Origin of the sequence: Henriciella marina, from assembly GCF_027213945.1 — a bacterium.
GTDB classification, from domain to species: Bacteria; Pseudomonadota; Alphaproteobacteria; order Caulobacterales; family Hyphomonadaceae; genus Henriciella; species Henriciella marina_A.
Genome location: NZ_JAPWGW010000015.1, coordinates 1 through 2,262, shown reverse-complemented (window position 1 = coordinate 2,262; position 2,262 = coordinate 1). Strand labels below are relative to the sequence as shown.

At 63.3% G+C, this 2,262-nt stretch carries 3 protein-coding genes; all 3 read left to right on the top strand.

The features are described 5' to 3' along the window. Positions 1-276: transposase (locus tag O4G74_RS15995; RefSeq protein WP_269403514.1), on the top strand; the 276-nt coding region annotated here is incomplete at its 5' end. Next, on the top strand, positions 273-626 hold the full coding sequence (tnpB, locus tag O4G74_RS15990) for an IS66 family insertion sequence element accessory protein TnpB (protein ID WP_119380402.1): 354 nt from the start codon (positions 273-275) through the stop codon (positions 624-626). The genes O4G74_RS15995 and tnpB, both read left to right, overlap by 4 nt. 76 nt (positions 627-702) lie before the next feature. Continuing rightward, positions 703-2,247, top strand: coding sequence for an IS66 family transposase (gene tnpC, locus O4G74_RS15985; protein ID WP_119380401.1), 1,545 nt, complete (start codon positions 703-705; stop codon positions 2,245-2,247). The last annotated feature ends 15 nt before the right edge of the window (positions 2,248-2,262 follow it).

Sequence of the window (2,262 nt, the reverse complement as noted above, 5' to 3'; positions counted from 1 at the left end):
AGTCATAGGCTTAGTCCTAAGTCAGACCGTCCGGCCGATATTCGGTCGACTCCAAATGGTGATCCGATCCTCCCGCCTGTTCAGGAAGGGCGTCGGCGCAAGTTCAGTGCCGCAGACAAGAACGCGATCGTCAGGGCGGCATGTCGACCGGGCGCTGTCACCTCCGATGTCGCTCGTCGCTATGGCGTTGCCCCGCGTGTTCTGTTCCGCTGGAAGCAGGAGCTGGCTGTCGCCGATGAAACGCCGCGCTTTGTCACGGTTGAGGTGGCATCATGACCTTGCTTCCAGAAGGTGTGCGCGTTCACCTGGCGGTTGGCCACACCGACATGCGCAAGGGGATCGATGGCTTGTCGGTGATGGTTCAGGAGGTTCTGAAGCGCGATCCGTTCACAGGTCATCTCTTCGTGTTCCGCGGCCGCAAGGCGAACCTGATCAAGATTGTCTATTGGGACGGTACCGGGCTCTGCCTGTTCACCAAGCGGCTCGAGCATGGCGCCTTCCTCTGGCCATCGGAGAATGAGCCGGGCAAGTCGATTGTCCTGACATCGGACCAGTTATCGATGCTGATCGATGGCATCGACTGGCGATCCCCGGACGAGCGATGGCGTCCCGCCCGAGCAGGTTGAGGGGCTGATGCGACCGATTGAATCAGGCCGCAGAAAGCTGTGCGGAACGCGCTGATTCCAGCGTAAACTCCGTGGTATGGAGCTTGACCTCACCGCCCTGCCTGAAGACGTGGATGTGCTGCATCGCATGATCCGGGACATGGCTGCGGCACGTCATAGCGAGCGCGCTGAAGCACGAGCAGAAATCGAGCGGCTGCGCCAGATGGTGAAGACGCTTCAGCGCAGCCAGTTCGGCCGCCGGGCCGAGGGACTTGATCCCGGCCAGCTCCAGCTTGGCCTGGAGGATCTGGACAGTGATGTGGCGCGGCTTGAAGCGGCATCGCCAGATACACTTGTCGAGACTGGCGATCGTCCAGCCCGCACGCGCGCGTTCAGCCTGCCGGACCATCTTCCGCGCGAGGATGTGGCGGTCGACACTGAGACCAGCACCTGTCCATGCTGCGGCGGGGCGCTGCACTTCATCGGCGAGACGGTCAGCGAGATGCTGGACCATGTTCCGGCGCAGCTGCGTGTCCTGCGGATCAAGCGCCCGCGCTATGGCTGCCGGGGCTGCGGGAAGATCCACCAGGGATCAGCCCCGGAACGTCCGATCGCGAAGGGGCTCGCTACGCCAGGCCTGCTCGCGCATGTCATCGTCAGCAAGTACTGCGATCACCTGCCGCTCTACCGCCAGTCACAGATCTTTGCCCGCCAGGGTGTGAAGCTGAACCGGTCAACGCTTGCCAACTGGGTGGGCGGGGCCAGCTGGTGGCTGGAAGCCCTGCATGAGCGGCTCGCAAACCATGTCTTCAGCTCGAACATGCTGTTCGCCGATGACACGCCGCTGCCTGTGCTCGATCCGGGCCGCGGGCGCACCCGAACAGGTCGGCTCTGGGTTTATGCCCGCGATGATCGACCGTGGAATGGACCCGGTCCGCCGGCTGCTGTCTATATCTACAGCCCTGACCGGCGCGCCGAACGCCCGGAAACCCATCTGAAAGACTTCAGCGGTGTGTTGCAGGTCGATGGCTATGCCGGGTTCGAGCGGCTGACCACAGGTGGGGATATTACTCTGGCGGCCTGCTGGGCGCATGCGCGGCGCAAGTTCTACGAGGTGCACCAGGCCACAGGCTCACCGATCGCGGCCGAAGCGTTGCAGCGGATCGCCGAGCTCTATGCTATCGACGCCACGATCCGTGGGCAGAGCGCGAACAAGCGTCGGATCGTGCGGGCCCGGAAATCCCGCCCGCTGGTCCGCGCGATGAAAGCCTGGCTGGAAACCGAACTCCAGCGTATCCCGCCGCGCAGCGGGCTGGGCGATGCGATCCGCTATGCGCTTGCCCGCTGGGATGAGCTCAGCCGGTTCCTCGACGATGGTCGGATCGAACTCGACACGAACACCGTCGAGCGCGCTATCCGTCCGGTGGCGCTGGGACGCAAGAACCACCTGTTCGCCGGCTCGGAAGGCGGGGCACAGAGATGGGCCGTCATCGCGTCTCTGCTGACAACCGCAAAGCTCAATGATGTCGAGCCGCATGCTTATCTGAGTGATGTTCTCGAGCGTCTCAGTCAGGGCCATCCGATGAACCGGATCGACGATCTGCTACCGTGGAACTGGGCGGCTTCACGCGCGGACGTGTAAGAACTGGACGCTTAC